At 47.0% G+C, this 19,391-nt stretch carries 17 protein-coding genes; 11 read left to right on the top strand and 6 right to left on the bottom strand.

Features of this window, described 5'->3' with window-relative positions; translation table 11 throughout:
• Positions 1–218: 218 nt before the first annotated feature.
• From ACK5NH_RS03865 to ACK5NH_RS03855, 3 genes are all read left to right on the top strand, one after another.
• Positions 219–1,421, top strand: coding sequence for an exonuclease SbcCD subunit D (locus ACK5NH_RS03865; RefSeq protein ID WP_416917865.1), 1,203 nt, complete (start codon positions 219–221; stop codon positions 1,419–1,421).
• On the top strand, positions 1,418–4,474 hold the full coding sequence (locus ACK5NH_RS03860) for an AAA family ATPase (RefSeq protein ID WP_416917864.1): 3,057 nt from the start codon (positions 1,418–1,420) through the stop codon (positions 4,472–4,474). The genes ACK5NH_RS03865 and ACK5NH_RS03860 overlap by 4 nt, the downstream gene beginning before the upstream one ends.
• Before the next feature lie 266 nt (positions 4,475–4,740).
• On the top strand, positions 4,741–6,036 hold the full coding sequence (locus ACK5NH_RS03855; RefSeq protein ID WP_416917904.1) for a peptidoglycan DD-metalloendopeptidase family protein: 1,296 nt from the start codon (positions 4,741–4,743) through the stop codon (positions 6,034–6,036).
• Positions 6,037–6,381: 345 nt separating this feature from the next.
• On the opposite strand, the gene ACK5NH_RS03850 is transcribed toward ACK5NH_RS03855, so the two are convergent.
• The 4 genes from ACK5NH_RS03850 to ACK5NH_RS03835 form a co-directional block, all read right to left on the bottom strand.
• Positions 6,382–6,840, bottom strand: a complete 459-nt coding sequence (locus ACK5NH_RS03850; RefSeq protein WP_416917863.1) for a hypothetical protein — start codon at positions 6,838–6,840, stop codon at positions 6,382–6,384.
• Positions 6,841–6,966: 126 nt separating this feature from the next.
• Positions 6,967–7,476, bottom strand: a complete 510-nt coding sequence (locus tag ACK5NH_RS03845) for a M48 family metallopeptidase (protein WP_011623200.1) — start codon at positions 7,474–7,476, stop codon at positions 6,967–6,969.
• A gap of 56 nt (positions 7,477–7,532) precedes the next feature.
• Complete coding sequence (locus ACK5NH_RS03840) at positions 7,533–7,970, bottom strand: DUF3010 family protein (RefSeq protein ID WP_088213060.1); 438 nt, start codon at positions 7,968–7,970, stop codon at positions 7,533–7,535.
• Positions 7,971–8,068: 98 nt separating this feature from the next.
• On the bottom strand, positions 8,069–9,418 hold the full coding sequence (locus ACK5NH_RS03835) for a DEAD/DEAH box helicase (protein ID WP_416917862.1): 1,350 nt from the start codon (positions 9,416–9,418) through the stop codon (positions 8,069–8,071).
• 326 nt (positions 9,419–9,744) lie between these two features.
• Between ACK5NH_RS03835 and rssA the strand changes: the two genes are divergently transcribed.
• The 7 genes from rssA to ACK5NH_RS03800 all read left to right on the top strand — a co-directional run bounded on the left by rssA (position 9,745) and on the right by ACK5NH_RS03800 (position 16,832).
• Positions 9,745–10,692, top strand: coding sequence for a patatin-like phospholipase RssA (rssA, locus tag ACK5NH_RS03830; RefSeq protein WP_416917861.1), 948 nt, complete (start codon positions 9,745–9,747; stop codon positions 10,690–10,692).
• Between the two features lie 109 nt (positions 10,693–10,801).
• Positions 10,802–11,482, top strand: a complete 681-nt coding sequence (locus ACK5NH_RS03825) for a hypothetical protein (protein ID WP_416917860.1) — start codon at positions 10,802–10,804, stop codon at positions 11,480–11,482.
• A 324-nt stretch (positions 11,483–11,806) separates the two neighbouring features.
• Positions 11,807–13,924: an anaerobic ribonucleoside-triphosphate reductase gene (nrdD, locus tag ACK5NH_RS03820; RefSeq protein WP_416917859.1), complete on the top strand. Its 2,118-nt coding sequence runs from the start codon at positions 11,807–11,809 to the stop codon at positions 13,922–13,924.
• Positions 13,925–14,029: 105 nt separating this feature from the next.
• Positions 14,030–14,491 (top strand): anaerobic ribonucleoside-triphosphate reductase-activating protein, encoded by a 462-nt coding sequence (gene nrdG, locus ACK5NH_RS03815; RefSeq protein ID WP_416917858.1) that lies wholly within the window; start codon positions 14,030–14,032, stop codon positions 14,489–14,491.
• Between the two features lie 125 nt (positions 14,492–14,616).
• Positions 14,617–14,973, top strand: a complete 357-nt coding sequence (locus tag ACK5NH_RS03810; protein ID WP_011626561.1) for a YibL family ribosome-associated protein — start codon at positions 14,617–14,619, stop codon at positions 14,971–14,973.
• Between the two features lie 263 nt (positions 14,974–15,236).
• Positions 15,237–15,848: a GTP cyclohydrolase II gene (ribA, locus tag ACK5NH_RS03805; RefSeq protein ID WP_416917857.1), complete on the top strand. Its 612-nt coding sequence runs from the start codon at positions 15,237–15,239 to the stop codon at positions 15,846–15,848.
• Positions 15,849–15,962: 114 nt separating this feature from the next.
• Positions 15,963–16,832, top strand: a complete 870-nt coding sequence (locus ACK5NH_RS03800) for a hypothetical protein (RefSeq protein WP_416917856.1) — start codon at positions 15,963–15,965, stop codon at positions 16,830–16,832.
• Positions 16,833–16,896: 64 nt separating this feature from the next.
• On the opposite strand, the gene ACK5NH_RS03795 is transcribed toward ACK5NH_RS03800, so the two are convergent.
• Positions 16,897–17,343 carry a FlxA-like family protein gene (locus ACK5NH_RS03795; RefSeq protein ID WP_279769054.1) on the bottom strand — a complete coding sequence of 149 codons (447 nt, stop codon included), beginning with the start codon at positions 17,341–17,343 and terminating at the stop codon, positions 16,897–16,899.
• Between the two features lie 482 nt (positions 17,344–17,825).
• Between ACK5NH_RS03795 and ACK5NH_RS03790 the strand changes: the two genes are divergently transcribed.
• A complete protein-coding gene (locus ACK5NH_RS03790) occupies positions 17,826–18,869 on the top strand; it encodes a PQQ-dependent sugar dehydrogenase (protein ID WP_416917903.1) in 1,044 nt (347 codons plus the stop codon).
• A gap of 130 nt (positions 18,870–18,999) precedes the next feature.
• Here the strand turns inward: ACK5NH_RS03790 and ACK5NH_RS03785 are convergent, their stop codons facing one another.
• Complete coding sequence (locus ACK5NH_RS03785; protein WP_416917855.1) at positions 19,000–19,362, bottom strand: VF530 family DNA-binding protein; 363 nt, start codon at positions 19,360–19,362, stop codon at positions 19,000–19,002.
• Between the last annotated feature and the right edge of the window lie 29 nt (positions 19,363–19,391).

The raw sequence follows: 19,391 nt of genomic DNA, 5'->3' as shown, positions 1-19,391 counted from the left end.
CCATGAGCACAGTTTTCGGCCTTATTGCTGTAAATCTCCTCAGTCCCTTGGTATTCGCTATACTCCGCAGCAATGTTTAGGATAACCTAGCATTTTTAAAGCGTTTTTAGGGTCAATTGACTGTGTTATTGCCAAGCGTTTGCGCCGGAACTTCGCAAGTTAAACGGTAAGCGCCAGTGCGATAGAATCGGCTTAGCATCCATTAAGGTTTAACAACGATGAGATTTATCCATACCTCGGACTGGCACATTGGCCGCCAGTTACATAATCAATCACTTTTAGAAGACCAAGCCTATGTGCTTGATCAAATTGTGATATTGGCAGAGCAGCACTCTGTCGATGCGGTGATTATTGCCGGGGATATTTATGATAGGTCGATTCCACCTGCCAGTGCCGTGGCTTTGCTCGATGAGGTGCTTAATCGCCTTATCACAGAGTTAGGATTGCAAGTGCTGATGATTGCCGGTAACCACGACGGGCATGAACGCTTAGGCTTTGCGGCCAAACAAATGGCGGAGAGTGGTTTGCACATTATTGGGCCACTGCAGGCTGATTTAACGCCGATCCGCTTTACCAGCCCAAGTGGCGATGCTTACTTTTATCCGCTGCCTTACGCCGAACCTGCAACCGTGCGCCAAGTATTTGAGGCGGATGCTAAGGGGCTTAGCGTATCCAGCCATGAAGAGGCAATGGCGCTACTGTTAGAACAAGTCCGCTCCCACGACAGCCAAGGGTTACCTAAAGTCGTTGTTAGTCATTGCTTTTTAGATGGTGGCAGTGAGTCAGAATCTGAGCGGCCGTTGAGTATTGGTGGCGCTGATAAAATCTCCCCACGGCTTTTTAGTGAGTTTGACTATGTCGCCCTCGGCCACTTACACGGACCGCAATATAAAGGCAGTGAGCATGTACGTTATTCCGGCTCGATTTTGAAATACTCCTTTAGCGAACAGCATCAACACAAGTCAGTCACTTTAGTGGATATTGCCGCACAAACTCCGGCACAGATCCAACTCTTGCCCTTAACCGCGCTGCGCGATGTGCGGATTATCGAAGGAGAATTGGCGCATTTATTAGATCTTGGGAAGACCGATGCCAAGCGTGAGGATTACCTGATGGTCAGACTCCTTGATAAACACGCCATTTTAGATGCCATGGGCAAATTGCGCAGTGTCTATCCCAATGTGCTGCATCTCGAACGTACTGGATTAATGGCGGGCGAACAGGCCGTCGCACTCAATCGTGACCATATCAAAAAAGGCGAAATGGCCATGTTCCGTGATTTTTTCAGTCAGATTTCTGGCGAGGAATTGAGTGATGCGCAGCAAACGGTCATGGATGAAATTTTAACTAAGCTTCACAGGGATGAAGGCGATAGCGGTGAATCTACTCGCGTTGCAGCAAAAGGGGAGCAATCTGCATGAAGCCTCTCTCGCTGTCGATGTCGGCCTTTGGCCCCTTTGCCTCGACTCAAACCATTGATTTTACCGAACTGGGGAATAACCCCTTATTCCTGATCAACGGGCCAACAGGCGCGGGCAAAACCACACTGCTCGACGGAATTTGTTTTGCGCTCTATGGCAAAACCACGGGTAACGAGCGCGAAGGCAGCCAGATGCGCTGCGATATGGCCGATGATAACTTACTGACTGAGGTAACCTTTCATTTTCAATTAGGTAGTACGGGTTATCGTATTCGCCGCGTCCCCGAGCAGGAAAGATTAAAGAAAAGCGGTGATGGCTCAACGGTACAAAAGAGTGAGGCGCAGCTGTATAAGATTGCCCCGGATGGCAGTGAAACCCTTATTGTCGCCAGTAAAGTGTCAGACGCCACGGCCGAAATCGAGGCATTAACCGGCCTAGATGTGGAGCAGTTCCGCCAAGTGATGGTACTCCCGCAGGGGAAGTTTCGCGAATTGCTGATGGCCGACTCTAAGGCGCGTGAGCAAATTTTTAGTCAATTATTCCAAACCCATATCTATAAGCGCATCGAAGATACCCTAAAGGCTAAGGCGGCGGATATTCGCAACCTTGTCAAAGAGCAGCGCGCCCGCCGTGACGGTATTTTGCAAACCGCAGCACTGACATCCGATGACGAACTTGTTGCAGAGTTTAGTCGCATTGAACCCGAATTCGCGGCGGCAACGGCAGCAAAGGAGCAGAGCGTTGCGGCGCATTTAGCGGCATTAAAACAGCGTGATAGCGCGCAGCAACTCTTTGCTGAATTTACTCGCTTACAGGAATTGCAGGCTGAGGTATCTCGCCTTAATGAGCAACAAGGGAACATTGCAACGCAGACTGCACGGCTTGACGTCGCCAAGCAAGCATTACGGGTAAAACCCTTATTAGATAATGTCTTTTCGCGGGAGCAAGAAGCGAGTCTCGCCGCCACTCAGCGCGATAGCGCGCAGTCGACACTCGATGCCGCTAAGCTCGCACTCGTTCATGCTGAAACTGCGGCGCAGGAAATTATCCCCCTTGAACATAAGCTGCGCGACGTTGAGCAGCAAAATAGTCATCTCAGTGCCTTAGTGCCGCAGCTGGCTGAGTTTGCTAGCCTTGAGGAAGCTTTAGCACAGGCAAAAGAGATACTACAACACACCAAATTGCAGGGGCAGGAGAGTAAAAATACGCTTGCAACGCTAGTGGAGCAGCGCAGCCATTGTGAGAATCAACTGCCAGCCTTGCAGCAGCAAAGCGAGCAGCAACTTGCCACCGCGCAGGCGCTGCAGCAACACCGTCATATGCTCGAGCAGTTCAAGCAGTGGCAACAGATCTGCGCTAAAGTCGCGCATACTCAAGGGGTTCTTGAGCAGGTCGGCTCACAAGGAAAAGCGCTTAATACCCAATATCAAGCTGCCTCAACGGCTTACAAGTCTTTGCAGCTGAAGTGGTTTCAAGGTCAGGCAGCCATTTTAGCTAGAGAGCTAGAACCCCATGAACCATGCCCGGTTTGTGGGAGTTCGGCCCATCCTCATCCCGCGGTGAGTCATGAGGATTTACCGACGGATCTACAATTGCAGGCGGCGCAGGATGCCGAGGCCTTGGCGCTCGATAATCTCAATAAAGCGCGGGCAGAATATCGCGGGCTGCAAAAGCAATTAGAAGCACAGCAACAGCAGGCGAATGAGCTGGCAACAGCCCTTGGCGATAAGGTTGAGTTGTCGCTTGAATCCCATCGCCAAACGTTAGACGAACTGACACTGCAAGCGAAACTGGCCGACGCTGCGGCGCAAGCGCTGCAGCAGTTACAGCAACAGATCAAAACCTTGCAACAGCAAGAGTCTACATTGACGCAGCAATTAGAACTTGAGCGTGACCGTTATCGTGAACAAGAAGGCAAAGTGGAGCGTCTATCGGGTCAATTAGCGGAAAAAGCGCTGAGGATCCCAGAAGAATACCGAACACTTGAGGTGTTAAATCAAGCGATTGCGAACAATCAGCAGCAGCTAGAACAGACGCGTCAGCGGATTGAAGCGCTCAGAATTGCGTTACAACAGGCGGCGCAGCACAGTGTGGCGGCGCAAGCGGCTTTCACTGCAGCGATAGAGCATTGTAATCGCGCCAATGAGCAGCAGGCAGAAGCACAGCTGGCACTTATGTCAGCACTTGATAACGCAGGCTTTATTGATAGGGATGCATTGCGCGAGGCCTTGTTAACGGATGAGCAAATGCAGACGTTGGCCGAGGGCATAGAAACCTATCACAGACAGTGCGCCTTAAATCAGTCGCAACTGACTCAGCTTACAACCAAGTTAAGCGAGTCGACATCACCTGATCTTGATGCCTTAGAGGCCTTGCTCACTGAGCGACTTGCACAGCTTAAAACGGCGGAAGAGGTATGGAGCCAACTCAACACTCGGCTCACCCTGCTTAACAATACCCAAACTCAGCTGGCGATTGTCGATCAAAAGGCCAAATCCCTCGAGGATGAATACGCTGTGATTGGCACCTTGGCCGATGTTGCCAACGGTAATACCGGCAACAAAATTTCCCTGCAACGCTTTGTACTCAGTGTATTACTCGACGATGTGTTGCTTGCGGCAACGCAGAGGCTGCATTTAATGAGTAAAGGTCGCTACCGATTATTGCGCAAGGAAGATAGAGCTAAGGGCAATAAGGCCTCAGGGCTAGAGCTTGAAGTCGAGGATGCCTACACCTCTAAAGTGCGTCCCGTGGCGACCTTAAGTGGTGGTGAGAGTTTTATGGCGGCCTTGTCTATGGCCTTGGGCTTATCGGATGTGGTTCAAGCCTACGCGGGGGGGATAAAACTCGATACCTTATTTATCGACGAAGGCTTTGGCAGCTTAGATCAGGACTCCCTCGAACTTGCCATTCGAACCCTGATGGATTTGCAGTCGGCAGGCAGGATGATTGGGGTGATTTCCCATGTGTCTGAAATGAAAGAGCAGATAGGCACCCGAATTGATATCTTGAAAACCTCCCATGGGAGTGAAATCAAGGTGATTTTGCCTTAGGCTAACTTAATCGGAGAAATATTGGCTTAACACATTGTTTTTATTGATATGATAAACGAAATTTTGCGCTATTTAACATCTATATACAGAACACACAATAGGTTTAAAGTGCTAACTGACGCATGTTTTTAGTAAATAGTGCTATAAAAGTGCAAAATAGCGTTTGTCATAATCGGTTTTTTGGGATAAGTTGACAAAATTCGGGCTTCCCCCTGAGGGACTGGTTCAAAAATATAACGCAATAACGATAACAAAAGGTGAAAGCGTTGCAGACAGGTAAACCCAATTTGGCTAATTTTCCGCAAATTCGTTTGCAGAATTTATCTTCAGCCCATAAAAATATTCTCCTCGTTGGTGGTTTATTAATCGGTGCGGCGATGTTGATGCCGAATGCCAACCATGTGGTTCCTACTGCTCAACGTATTCCCGTCGCGCTCGATCTTGAGACGATTTTGCCACAGGTTTCTGAGCCTGTTGAAACAGCTCCAATTGTCGATAATACCCCTCATTTTGAACGTGTCATTGCTTCTGGCGATACCTTAAGTGCTTTATTTTCTAAAGCCGGTGTTGATCAGCAAACCATGTATAAAGTATTAGAAGCCGACTTAAACATTCTGGCGCTCGATACCTTATTACCCGGTAACCGTATTCAATTTTGGTTGGATAATGAAGGCCAACTGCAAAAGTTAGAGCTGTATTTTAACGCTGCCCGCCAAGTGGTATTTACCCGTTACGAAGATGGCAGTTTTAACGTTGAAGAAATTAACGTTGAAGGTGTGTGGCAAAACCGTATTCTCACCGGCGATATTAAAGGTTCATTCTACGTTTCGGCGCAAAAAATGGGTTTAGCGGCGGCCGATATTCAGCGGATTGAAGATTTACTCAAAGAGAAAGTGAATTTTGCACGGGATTTACGTGCAGGTGATAAATTTTCTGTTTTGGTAAATGATCAATATGTTGAGGGCGAAGCAACGGGAAGCAGCCAAATATTAGGCGTGAGCATTAAAACCGGACGCTCAGAAATTAGTGCATTCCAACATACCGATGGAAGTTATTATGATGCTAAAGGTCAAAGTTTAGTACGCGCGTTTCAGCGCATTCCATTGGCTAAACAACCACGCATGAGTTCTCGTTTTAACCCTACTCGTAAGCATCCTATTACTGGTCGTATTTCTCCCCATAACGGTACCGACTTTTCAGTGCCTATTGGCACTAAAGTAGTTGCGCCTGGTGATGGTGTAGTAAGTTTAGTCACCGATCACCAATTCGCGGGTAAATATATTGTGGTTGAACACGGTGGTAAGTACCGTACACGTTATTTACATCTCTCTAAGGCTTTAGTTCGTAAAGGTCAAAGAGTGACTCGTGGCCAAGTGATTGCTTTATCAGGTAATACTGGACGTTCTACCGGCCCGCATTTACATTATGAATTCCATGTTAACGGTAGGCCTGTGGATCCAATGAGAGCCGATATCCCAATGGCAAGCCAATTAGCGAATCAAGAATTACGTACCTTCACCAATATTGTGAAGAGCCGCCAAGCGTTAATGAATTTGGGCTAATCCATTCATTAATCCATTCGAACTGAATATAAAAACGCCGATGAATCTTGATTCATCGGCGTTTTTATTTGTGCTTCGTTTAGATAACCTTTGGGGGAAACTCAGTATCCATCATGATGCTTATTCAATAGTGTGGTGTGTAATAGGAATAAGGGAGTGAGTTTTACTGCTTTTAATGAGCGATAAATCAAGCGAGATAACCCCTTTACGCATACAAAGAAACAGCATAAAGGATAAGAGCTGAAATAAGCTGTTTGCTGATATAAGTAAGTTGTTTTGTTTTATGCTAGCTTACCTTTATCTGCTTTGATTTCATTGAAGCAAATAAGCAGTCAACCAGAATAATTAACTTGCCTGACGTTTCTGAATCGCCTTTAGGGCACATTTACACAGGCGGCCTTTTAATGCTGGACAGCCTCCGCAAGGGGATTTTTTATAAGGACGAAGTGCAAAACTGCGTTCAGTGGCTAATGGACGGATACGCTTAATAACAGCAGATGATAAAAATTTAGCATCATTTGCGGCACTAAAATGGGCTTTTGCTAATTTAAGTTGTTTTTTACGTGCTGTTTTATTGAGGGTTTGGATTTGCTGTTTCGCCACATATTCAGCCAATAATTGGCTTAAGTGTTTACGCTGCTGTTTTTTATGTTGAGCGCGAGTCGCATGCATTATTGGCGTATTTGCAGAATAAAGGTTTTGCAATTCAACAGGGCTATTAGATTTTGCCTGCTGCTTTTGCAGTTTCTTGGCCTGTTTGTTACACCACTTTTCTAGCTTTTTATCAATCTTTTGCTTTTTCATACGACTTTTTACACGGCTTGAGTGCGGTAACGGATAAGACAGATTTATTCTAAATGAAAATTGTTATCAGTCAACTGCGCGTGATAAATCGACGAGTAAAATACGAGCTTACTCGAAAAAGTTTATTTAGTTTGAGTAGGGCGATTGGTTAGCGTCGATGCAGGTTAGCAGTAAACGCAGATCGAATTCGAATTGATGGTAATCTGGCTCCATATAAGTACACAACTTATAGAAAGCTTTATTATGATCTTTCTCTTTTAAGTGAGCGAGCTCGTGTACAACCACCATGCGGAGCAAGGGTTCTGGAACACGCTTTAAACGGGAAGAGATACGGATTTCGTTCTTAGCCTTGATTTTATTCCCTTGCACTCTGGAGACGTAAGAATGTAAGCCAAGTGCATGATGACTCATGCTAATTTTGTCATCGAAGATCACTTTCGACAGGGGAGATGATTGGCGTAAAAACTGATTTTTTATCCCTTGGGTATAGTCATAGAGGGCTTTGTCGCTGCGGATCTCGTGGACAGTGGGATGACGGCGCAGCAAAACATCCGCAAGCTTTCCACCTTCGAGTAGTTGCTGAACTTGGCGTTGGATATCCGGACTATAACCGCTTAAATATTTTAAGGTTTGCATTGTTTTGAGCTGTGGGGAAACGAGCTTAGCGCTAAGTTGCGCTAAGCTCACAGGCTTTAAGCTTTACCGAAGATACGGCGATTTTGCTGAGCGTAGGCGGCCTCAAAGGCGGGTTGTTGGACGCGTTTGAGATCTAAGCTGTCAAAATCAACTTGAGGCGGATTACGCTTGTTTTGTTCCTTGATCGCAACAGGCGATAACAAGGTCACCGGTAGATCGCCGAGTTGAATTGCGGCTTCGAGTTTAAAGCTGGTGGCAGAGCCTGCCAGTTTGCCTTTTTGCTCGCGCTCGATAATCACAATTTCATCGACCTTATAATCTTCCATTAACTTATGGAAAGCGAAGTGAAATTCACGGATAGTTTCCGCTGAGGCTGATTGAGCGACGCTAAAAGACACTTTACGGCAGCTTGGTACGTTGAAGGTTTCACCTTCGTAGCTCAGCAGACTGATAATGGCTTCGCCGCCTTTTAATTCAACACCACAAATTCGCATGTTACACCTTTAAATATCAACATTTCTTACATATGGCAGGAGCATATTCCCACCCGTAATGTCGAGAGTCTGCACTATGGACTCTCGCGAGTAAATCTTTAACGCTCGTCGTCATTATCTTGTAGCAGGGGCGCCGCAGGTTTTTTACGCATGGGCGCATCACCTACATCAACCCCAGTAATAAAGCGTTTGTCCCGTGATGGAGCCGCTTTAACGGTTTTTGACTTGGCGTTCGCTTTGGTTTTTGTGCTTGCCTTAGTTACCGCTTTAGTCGCGGCGGCTTTAGGCTTGTCTTTTAAACCACTAAATTTAGCTTCGAGGCCCTTAATCACACTGATCTCAAAGGTCTTTCTGAGGAAGAGTTGCACTTTCTTAAAGTTATCCCAATCTTTAGGGCCAACGAGGGATATTGCATCACCTTTGGCACCCGCCCGGCCAGTACGGCCTATGCGGTGGACATATTCTTCGGCAAATTTGGGCATATCGAAGTTAATGACTAGGGAGACATTGAGTAAGTCTAAGCCACGGGATGCCACATCTGTGGTAACCAAAATTTGCTGCTGGCCACGGGCAAATTGATCCATGATCTGATTACGGGCCGCCTGCTTAAGTTCACCACTTAAGGCCGCACTCGCAAATCCCTGCGCCGCGAGTTTTGCGGCTAAGCGTTCGGTATCGGCGCGGGTGGCAGTAAAAATAATCACTTGTTTGTGGGTTTCATCGCTGAGCAAACGCGTGAGCAGGGCTTCTTTGTGATCTAAATGATCACACAGATAAATCCGCTGGGTAATGTCCTGATGCTCAGTGTGGGCTGCGCCAATCGCCACATGTGATGGACTTTTGAGTAATGCCGCCGCAATCTCATTGATTTCACTGTGATCTAAGGTTGCTGAAAACATTAAGGTCTGACGGCGTTTATGATCGGCCGCAGCGTTAATAGCTTTTAATTGCGGCGCAAAGCCGAGATCCAACATACGGTCGGCTTCATCGAGGACAAGTAGTTCTAATCCATTGAGGAATAAGTTTTTTTGCTCTAAGTGATCGGCGATACGCCCCGGTGTCGCCACGATAAAATGCGGCTCTTTTGCCAGCGCCTTGGCCTGATCGTTAAAGTTTTCTCCGCCCAATACGCTAATGGCTTTGTATTGGGTGTTCGCCACCAGTAAACGTAACTGGCTATACACTTGATGGGCCAATTCGCGGGTCGGTAATAAAATCAGTACTCTAGGATCGCGCTTACTTAAAGCGCGGGTGGAGATAACCCTTTGCAATGCTGGCAACAAAAATGCCAAGGTCTTACCTGACCCTGTCTTCGATGATGCCATTAAGTCTTTACCTGCCAATGCGATAGGCAGCGCTTGTTCCTGGATGGCGGTTGGGGTTGCAATCCCCATATGCTTTAAGCTTTGTAACAGACGCTGGTCCAGAGAAAAATCAGTAAACTGCAAAGGTATATCCCCTAAATCTGAGTGAGGGCAGATTATAGCCTTAAATCACTATGCTCAGCTATCTTGATTGGTCATTATCTTACTGAATCCGCTAAATTGCGGCTCATATGGCAGACATAATTTCGTGCATCCATTCACTCCTCACTATTGCTTGCTGAACAACTTAGTGCGCACCTTCTAGCAATGGCTGTGTATGATGGTCGATTGCAGGGTATTAGACACACGCCAGTGCAGAGGCAAGCGGAAAAATCAGCGATTAATGATTGACACTGTTATGGGCGGAATTTAGCTTATTCAAATCATAGAGTTGTTAAGGGAAACATAGTATGAGCAAAGGGACAAAACCGACAATAGGTATTGCCTTAGGAAGCGGAGCCGCCAAGGGCTGGGCACATATTGGCGTACTAAATGGGCTCGCTAATATGGGGATTAAACCCGATAAGGTGGCTGGGTGCTCAGTCGGTGCCTTGGTGGGGGCTGCTTATGCTCATAATCATTTAGCCGAGCTTGAAGAGTGGGTACGCAGTTTTTCGAGCTGGGATGTCCTCGGGTTGATGGATATTCGTTGGCGCAAGGGGGGGTTGATCGGCGGTGAGAAAGTCTTCGATGTGCTGCAATCACGTATTGGGGATATCAATATTGAAGATTTGGACCGTCCCTTTGCGGCCATTGCGACGGACTTGTATTCAGGGCAAGAAATCTGGTTTCGTCATGGGGATTTACGCCAAGCCGTGCGCGCCTCTTGCTCTATGCCGGGGATATTAGCCCCCGTGCGTCAAGGGGAGCGTTGGTTAGTCGATGGCGCTGTGGTGAACCCTGTGCCTGTGTCGGTGAGCCGTGCCATGGGCGTCGATATAGTCATTGCCGTGGATTTGCATGGGTTTCATTCTGGACGATTGCAGGTATTGCCCGTCAATATGACCAGCCATAAGGCGCCGAAGGAAGAAACCGAAATGCCCGCACGCCAAGAAACCGGCTTTATGGATTTGTTTGCGCGGGGGCGGGAATATGTCAGTAGCTTAACCGACAAGTTTTCCCTCGGCACTAAATCCAACCCTGGTATGATTGCGGTGATGTCACAGTCGATGGGGATTTTAGAGCAGCGCCATAAACGGGCACGGTTGATGGGAGATCCTCCCGATGTCCTAGTGGTGCCAGAAGTGGCCAATATCGGCACCATGGAATTTCATCGCGCCGATGAAGCGATTGCGGCGGGGGAGGCGGCTGTTGCGAAAGTGGCGCACTTGATTGAAGCCGCGATTTGGAAAGGTTAATCGGCTACGATGGTTCATCGGTAAATATTGATTTAGGCAAGTGACTGTTTGATTGGCTTATTTTTTGCTTTAACTCCATCACACAGTGTTAGATGCCGAATTATTGACGATGAATCCTCTTTTAAATGCCTTAAATCTGAATCGTAGCAGTGTTGCCGATGCCTATGGCTTGAACAGCAAGAAGACGGACACGAGTAAGGCCGAATCCAGCACGGATGCTAAGTCATCCACTAAGGATACGCCTAAGACTGAAGCGAAACCGAGCGATGAGATTGCCTTGTCACCTCGCGCGCTTAGGGCACAAAAAATCCAAGCCATGTCGAAGGATTTTTTTGCCGATGGCCAGTTTAGTGTGTCAGATATTCCGGCCTTAGTGTCTCGGCTGCAAAAGGACGGTATTTTGTCCGATGCCCAGGTCGAACGCCTGTCGCAAAACGGCATCAGTTTGCCGAGCCAAAACCCCAGCAAGCAATCCTTGCAGGAGTTTATCGATGATGAGCTCAAGTCCTTGGCGGAAAAGTCGCCAAACAGCCCGATGATCAACACTTTAGTCGACGCTCAAAATGTGCTGTCGAATATGGACGATGCGCAATCTCCCGTGTTGGCACAAAAAGCGACCAAGGTATTTGGTCAATTAACCGATTACCTGAATAGCAATCCCACTCTGAGTGACACGCAAAAGCAGTTATGGCAAGGGCTTAAATCGACCATGCAAGTGGCCTCATCCATGGGCATGCAGCAATCGGCATCGGGACAATTGAGTAGTTATCTTGCTTTAGCAAAGCGCTAAGGTTAACAAGGGGTTAACTTTAGCCACGTTGCAATATGTTTTTAAAACATAGGACTTTGGCTTTTAAGTCAAGGTCCTTTGCCGTTACTGGCACCATTCTTAGCGTCTGCTATCTTGCTTTATAGCCAAGGTCAAGGCTTAAAACTGAGATCATTGGACTTAGCTACAGTTCTTATTTGTTCTTTTTATCCATCCGATAAATCATGATCTGGATCATGGAATTTTAGGCGGCGATGCCGCTTAATTGCCTAGATATTGTGTTTATTGGTTATCTGAACACTATATGTAGTGTTAATTTTAATCGGAATGGAGAGGAACTGAACAATGCCAGTCGTGATCAAGCGGGATGGTTGCCGCACACCTTTTGATGAAACAAGGATAAGAGATGCAGTGATAGCGGCTGCAAACTCGGTTGGGATAGAGGATGCTGACTATGCCGCGACGGTCGCCGCTTGTGTGAGAGAGCGAGTGGCAAACTTAGCTGAAGTCGAGATCCACCATTTACAGGATGCGGTTGAAAATCTATTGATGGAAGGCCCTTACAAGTCTTTAGCACGGGTCTACATCGAATATCGTCATGACAGAGACATTTGCCGCGATGCCACCAGCAAACTCAATCTTGAAATCCGTGGTTTAGTCGAGCAGAGCAATGCCGCGCTGTTAAATGAAAACGCCAATAAAGACTCTAAGGTGATCCCAACCCAACGGGATCTATTGGCGGGTATTGTGGCTAAACATTATGCCAAGAGCCATATTCTGCCTAAGGATGTGGTGGTTGCGCACGAAATCGGCGAAATCCATTATCACGATCTCGATTATTCGCCGTTTTTCCCGATGTTTAACTGCATGTTGATTGATTTGGCGGGCATGCTGACCCACGGTTTTAAGATGGGCAACGCCGAAATTGAGACCCCAAAATCCATCTCCACTGCTACGGCTGTTACGGCGCAGATTATTGCCCAAGTGGCGAGTCATATTTATGGCGGCACTACGATTAACCGTATCGATGAAGTGCTTGCGCCTTTTGTGGCGAAGAGCTATGACAAACACTATCAAGTGGCACTCAATTGGCAAATTAAAGATGCCAAGGCCTATGCGACGGCGCTCACCGAAAAAGAATGCCATGACGCTTTCCAATCCCTTGAATATGAAGTAAATACCTTACATACCGCCAATGGGCAAACGCCCTTTGTGACCTTTGGTTTTGGTCTTGGTACCTCGTGGGAGTCGCGTTTAATTCAGCAATCCATGTTGAAAGTACGTATGACGGGCCTAGGTAAAAATCGTAAGACTGCCGTGTTCCCTAAACTGGTGTTTGCGATTCGTGATGGCATTAACCACAAGGCCGGTGACTGCAACTACGATGTCAAACAAATGGCCCTAAAATGCGCCAGCATGCGCATGTATCCGGATATTTTGAACTACGAGCAAGTGGAAAAGGTCACGGGATCATTTAAAACTCCTATGGGCTGTCGCAGCTTTTTAGGCTCCTATAAAGAAAATGGCGAACTGGTCCATGAAGGGCGCAATAACCTTGGGGTGGTGAGCTTAAACTTGCCCCGTGTGGCCCTCGAAGCCAATGGCGATGAGACTGAATTCTATCGCATTTTAGATGAGCGTTTACTGCTTGCCCGCCGAGCATTAGATACCCGCATCGAACGCTTAAATGGCGTTAAAGCCAGAGTTGCACCGATTCTGTATATGGAAGGCGCCTGTGGTGTGCGCCTGCGCGCCGATGATGATATCGCCCAAATCTTTAAAAATGGTAGGGCATCGATTTCACTCGGCTATATTGGCTTGCACGAAACCATCAATGCGCTCTATGGGACTGAAACCCATGTGTTTGATGACGCTCAGCTTCGAGAAAAAGCGGTGGCGATTGTTGCGTACCTCAAAGCGGCCACCGATGCTTGGAAAGCCGAAACTGGTTATGGTTTTAGCCTCTACAGCACGCCGAGCGAAAGTCTCTGCAGCCGTTTCTGTAAGCTCGATGCGCGTCAATTTGGTGTTGTTGTAGGCGTAACCGATAAGGGCTATTACACCAATAGCTTCCACTTAGATGTGGAAAAACGAGTGAATCCTTACGATAAAATAGATTTTGAGCAGCCATATCCTGCGATCGCCAATGGGGGATTTATTTGCTACGGCGAATACCCCAATATGCAACACAATATCGAAGCGCTCGAAAATGTGTGGGATTATAGCTATAGCCGTGTGCCTTACTACGGCACTAACACCCCGATTGATGAATGCTATGACTGTGGTTTTACGGGTGAATTTAGCTGTACCAGCAAAGGCTTTACTTGTCCTAAATGCGGTAATCATGAGCCGAGCAGGGTATCTGTGACACGTCGTGTATGCGGCTATTTAGGTAGCCCTGACGCTAGGCCATTCAACCATGGCAAACAAGAAGAAGTGAAGCGCAGGATCAAACACCTGTAACACTTTTGCCTTGTTTGTTTTGTTACACTGGCACAGTTGCACTAGTGGCAACTGTGCTTTGATTTTTAGCCCGTAGCCATACTGGGCTTTAAAGCGGACACAACAATGAACTATCACCAATATTATCCCGTTGACGTGGTGAACGGTCCCGGCACCCGGGTAACCCTGTTTGTTTCAGGTTGTGAGCACCAATGCCGAGGTTGCTATAATCAAAGTACTTGGGATGTGCGCTCAGGCCATTTATTTGATAAGGCAATGGAAGATACTCTTATCGCCGATTTGCAGGATGAGCGCATTGTGCGCCGCGGCTTGTCACTCTCTGGAGGCGATCCACTTTTACCCGCCAACCTTGAGGGTATCCTCGCGTTAGTGAAGCGGGTGAAAACCGAATGTCCAGGTAAAGATATTTGGCTGTGGACGGGATACACCTGGGATGAGCTGAGCGATAAACAGTGGGCGGTACTGGACTATGTGGACGTGCTGGTGGATGGTAAATTTGAACAGAGTCTTGCCGATCCGAGCTTGCCATATCGTGGCAGCAGTAATCAGGTGATCCGTTTCTTATAAAAGCGGTAACGAGGATTGCTAACTTGCTGTTATAATCCCACACCTTGACACAGTGACCCAGACATTCAGACCACATTTTGGACCAATATCGGCTGGGATTCACTTAAGTAATTTAAGGTAACATAATGAATTTAAAGCAAGAACTGCAGCAGCTTAACGATAAGTTAGATAAGTTTCGTCGTAAACTGGCGGCAGCAGAGCAACGTGGCGATGCCGTTATTGTGGCGCAATTTAAACGCGATATTGCGGCAGTCACTAAGCAAATCAATAGCGTAAAAACGCAGCAGTCACGTCTTTTACAAAAGCAAGGCACGGATATTCAACACTTGCCATTTCATCGCGCACTCACTAAAGCTGAACAGGCCGATATGGGTCAACTGAAAAAGTCAGTAAAAGGCTTAGTGGTTGTGCATCCCATGACGGCTCTCGGGCGCGAAATGGGTTTAACCGAAGTCACAGGTTTTGCGCCCGAAAAGTTTTAAACTTTATTGGCAAGTTATTCATTGAGTTGCAAAATAAGGCAAATGCCTATTTTGCAGCGCCTTGAATAGTGGTGTGACAGATTGAGCTATGCCTGTGATATCGCCGCAAGCTTTGATTTATAGTTGATTCAATTACTAAAGTATTTCGTGATCATTGAAAACACTTTAGAATAGGCGCTCAGTAGGCGAAGAGTCCAATCATCGTTTTTTTTATGGATGTTCCTTCCGTCTCATGGAATGAGAGTAGTCGTTAAGGTTAAGTCATGTCGATAAAATATGTCGCGACGTCAAAATTACCCACCCCCTGGGGCATTTTTGCCATGCACGGTTTTGAAGATACCGAAACAGGCAAAGAGCATGTTGCCCTCACATTTGGCACCCTAAGTAGCGATGAGCCCGTTTTAGGCCGTATTCATTCTGAGTGTCTCACAGGCGATGCCTTGTTCAGCTTACGCTGTGACTGTGGATTCCAGCTGCAAACTGCGATGCAAAACATTGCCGAAACGGGCAGTGGATTTATCTTATATTTGCGCCAAGAAGGCCGCGGTATCGGTCTGCTGAATAAGATCCGTGCCTATGAATTGCAGGATAAAGGCGCCAATACGGTTGAGGCTAATGAGCAATTAGGTTTCCCGGCGGACATGCGTAAGTACGATATGATCCAACCTATGCTTGAACAAATTGGCGTGAAGCATGTACGCTTAATGACCAATAACCCTCGCAAAGTCAAAGCGATGAAAGAAATCGGCATCGAAGTGGTTGAGCGTGTTCCCCTGCAAGTCGGTAAAAACCGCTACAATGAAGCTTACTTAAAGACCAAATCCACCGAACTTGGCCATATGATGTCTGAGTATCATTTTACGGATGAAGAGTAATCTTTAACCCAAGCGATAACCGATTAGGCATAGCAAATCAGGATCTGTTTGCATAAATTGAAGACCATCTTTAGCCGGTTACTCGTTAAATGCTTTTCCTGTTCGGCGCTATCAATGGGGTGTGTCTTCCCACTGTTGGCGTCGACCGCTCCCATTGCAAGCCACACCCCAGTGCAGACCGCACAGCCATCTCAGTCGTTTGCTCAAATGAGCCCCGAATCGCCGATTGATGGTCAAAATAATCCTAACTCTGTTTATGCCTTTGGCAGTTATCTAGGTACGGGTGTGTATCGTGCCGCCGATCAAAATGCCACAGTGGTGAGTATTCCCTTAAGCTTTGATTTCTTAAAGGATGAGAGCAGCCAAACCTGGCTGCGTTTACCCTTATCCTTCGGTTTTTTTGACTACTTAGCTAAAGATATTACCGATGGTGAATTGCCTTCCTCGGTCGGCACTATGACGATGACGCCAGGCATAGAGCATCATTGGCAGGCAACGGCAAACACGCTGATGGAAGCCTATCTGGATGTGGGCTTTGGGACGAATTTCGATACCGATGCCAACGTGGCAATTTTGGCTTCGGGCGTGAGTAGCTTGTATGATTTCAGCCTTGCGGGTGAAGACAGCGTCTGGGTGTCGAGGCTCAGGTTTGCTGGTTACAGTGAGCGGGTAGGGAAATTAACCGACCAATTTGCAGTGCTGCAAACTGGGGTGGATATTGGTCTTTCGCCGCGCTGGCAATGGTTGAATATTCAGATGCAGCCGAGAGTCTTTGCGGTTGGTTATTGGTATTTCAACGAGCTGGATTTTAGTCAAGATGCTGAAAATGAAACCATAGTCTCCGGCAGCTATGAGATTGGTGCCACGCTAGCGTTTTCTAAGCCCTTGGGCGGAGAGCTCCTCGGCATAGATAGAATCGGGATCAGTTATCGCACCGGCGACGGGTTAAATATCTGGCGACTATTATTTAGTTTTCCGATTTAATCTGTTTCAACCCAAGCTCATGACGTGTTGATATACAAAGACTAACGCAGATTGGCGCTAAGTCTTAGCCTGCAGATTTTTGCGCATCCCGCATTTTCTTATCCATTAACACGGCAATTTGATTACCGAGTTGCATAATTTGCTCCTGCAATAGCTTACGTTGTTGAGCCGCAGCTTCAGAATCATCTCCTTCGAGTTTCGTGAGCATTTCCTGCAAGGCTTTGATTTGTTCCTTTATGCGTTTAATTTGCTCATCAATAATCGATGTGGGCTCTTCGGTATCAGTTGTTTCCGTTTGCTGCAATTTTTCTGCTGCTTGCCCCCTTAAAGCTGAACCTACTTCAGTGGCGAGGGCTTGTCTTCCCGCATTGGAGATATTGACCGTTTCTTGAGGTGACGAGTCTATGGTCTCTGTTGAGCCGTTGGATGAAGGCGTGGTGGTGATATAGGCACTGGACACTGACTTAAAGGCGCCGCTGCTTGCCGTAGTATTTAATCCATTAATGTTCACGATAGATTCCTTTGAGACTTCAATGTGGCTGCTCAACTATCTTCATAAGAGTGACAAAAGCTGAGTCACACATCTGAGTGCCAAGTTTTGATTGCTAAACTGTGAGTGCCGAATGTGCTTTATCGAGTTATCGGCAGATGGATAAAAAACTCAAGCAGATTTTCCTCCTTATTTTGCAAAGGGCGCGATATGTGGGATTAAGAACCGGGCAAACAGACAGTGAGTTATCGCTTAAGGGGGCGCATAGTCGGATTGACCTGCTAAATCAGAGGATTTGGTAATACGGTATATCTAAGGTAACGTAACTAAATTAAACGTAGCTAAATTAAACGAAGCTAAGTTAATTGTACTACAATAATTTTACCCTACTAGGATGCGAGTCAATGGATCATAAAAAACGCGCCGCACTACTCACGACAGCCACTTTTAAGGCGGTTTCTCTCTTATCACTCAGTGTCTTGAGTGGTATTTCTGCGCCGGCAATGGCCAAGAATATCTTAGATAAATTGACGGTTGCCGAAGGCTTTAACGTAAGCCTATTCGCTGATGATGTTGAAAATGCGCGTGAAATTACCGTATCCGATAAAGGCATCGTCTATGCGGGCTCGATGAAGGCTGGGAATGTTTATGCCCTAATCGACCGTAACCAAGACGGCGTTGCCGATGAGAAAATCCTAGTTGCCTCAGGACTTAAGCTACCTTCAGGTGTGGTCATCAAAGATGGCGATCTGTATGTCTCCGAAGTCGAGCGCATCATTCGATTCAAGGATATAGACAACAACTTAAACTCACCCAAATTTGAGGTGGTCTTCGATGGCTTTCCAAGTGAAACCCACCATGGTTGGAAAGTGTTAGGGGTTTCACCGACAGGCGAGTTAATCATTCCGGTGGGCGTGCCCTGCAATGTGTGCGCGGAGAATGAACGCTATGGGCGTATTTTCTCGCTGAATCTGGAGACCAAAAAATTAACCACTATCGCCCAAGGCGTTCGTAATTCCGTCGGATTTGATTTTCAGCCCGGCACTCAAACTCTTTGGTTTAGCGATAATGGCCGCGACATGATGGGCGATGATATTCCTCCCTGCGAAATCAATAAGGTCAGTTACTTGGGTGAACATTTTGGCTTCCCTTATGTGCATGCAGGTACGATTCTTGACCCTGAGTTTGGCCAAGGTAAAGATCCTGCGAAGTACACTGCACCGGCGCTTTCCTTAGGCGCGCATGTGGCGCCGCTGGGTATTCATTTTTATCTTGGTAAACAGTTCCCTAGCGATTATCAACAGCAGTTGTTTGTGGCAGAGCATGGTTCGTGGAATCGCACTAAGAAAGCGGGTTATAAAGTGGCCGTGGCGACAATAGAGCAAGGTAAGGTGGTCAAATACACCCCATTTTTAACTGGCTTTATGCAGGATGAACAAACCTTTGGTCGCCCTGTGGCCTTTGCTGAATTGGCCGACGGTAGTTTACTGGTGTCGGATGATTATGCGGGGGCAATTTACCGTGTGACTTATCCGCAGACAAAGTAGCCTAAAGGTAAAGTCTAAACGCTAACCCAGCTGATAAACCCCTTAAAAAATAATGCGCGGGATAATCGAGTGAATTATCCCGCGCATTTTTGTCTGTTCTTATTAGTACGCTTTGAATGTGCTCGCGAAATTAGTCGCGCTTGCCCCAGATATGGCTATTGATCTGGCCATCCGTTGTCGATGCCGCAGCATTCGCCTGAGCAGGTTTTTGTGCTGGTTTTGTAGGCTTTTTGGTCGGTGTTTTCGCCGGAGCGTTGGATGATTTTGCGGCGGGCAACGGCAGTTTATTGGTCTTTAAATATAAATATTCTACTTTTTCTCGCGCCCAATCGGTCTTTCTTAAGAAACGTAGGCTCGATTTGATGCTCGGATCTTCGGTAAAACAGCGGATTTTGATGCGAGCACCGAGTTCTTCCCAGCCATAGTGTTCGACCAGTTGGGTGACAATGGTTTCCAGTGTGATGCCGTGTAATGGGTTATTTGATTGAGTCATCTTGAATATAGAGCCGTGAACAATGGCTG

This window comes from Shewanella sp. (assembly GCF_047975355.1).
Lineage (GTDB): Bacteria > Pseudomonadota > Gammaproteobacteria > Enterobacterales > Shewanellaceae > Shewanella.
This window is presented reverse-complemented; position numbering and strand designations above follow the sequence as displayed.